Below are 690 nucleotides of genomic sequence, written 5' to 3'. Positions count from 1 at the left end.
GCAGTAAATAGTGATATTGTAGGAAAATCAGCACAGTATATTGCCGAATTAGTTGGGATTACTGTTCCTGAACATACAAAAATGCTTGTAGCTGAAATTCAAGGTATCGGAGCAGCATACCCGTTATCTCGTGAGAAACTGAGCCCAGTATTAGCCTGTGTGAAGGCGAATTCATTAGAAAAAGGATTTACATATTGCGAAGAAATGTTGAACCTCGGTGGTTTAGGACATTCAGCAGTTATTCATTCNNCATTCTACAAATAAAGAAGTGCAAAAGCAATTTGGATTACGTATGAAAGCTTGCCGTCTCATTGTAAATGCACCTTCATCACAAGGTGGAATAGGGGATATATATAACGGATTTATTCCATCACTTACACTTGGTTGTGGTTCTTACGGAAAAAATTCAGTTTCCCAAAATGTAACAGCGACTCATTTATTAAATATAAAAAGGCTGGCAAATAGAAAAAAGAATATGCAGTGGTTCAAATTGCCACCAAAAATTTATTTTGAAAAACATGCTACAGCGTATTTAGCAAATATGCCTAACATTTCACGTGCATTTATTGTAACGGATCCTGGAATGGTTGAACATGGCTATGTGGATACAGTCACGCACTATTTAAACAAGCATGCAAATGATGTGAAAATTGAAGTTTTCTTTGAGGTCGAACCAGATCCATCAGATGA

At 36.6% G+C, this 690-nt stretch carries 1 pseudogene; it reads left to right on the top strand.

Annotation, left to right across the window (positions count from 1 at the left end):
• A pseudogene (locus CN409_RS31250) lies at nt 1-690 on the top strand (bifunctional acetaldehyde-CoA/alcohol dehydrogenase); the annotation flags it as partial.

This window comes from Bacillus sp. AFS012607 (genome assembly GCF_002558005.1).
Classification (GTDB): domain Bacteria; phylum Bacillota; class Bacilli; order Bacillales; family Bacillaceae_G; genus Bacillus_A; species Bacillus_A thuringiensis_S.
This window is presented reverse-complemented; position numbering and strand designations above follow the sequence as displayed.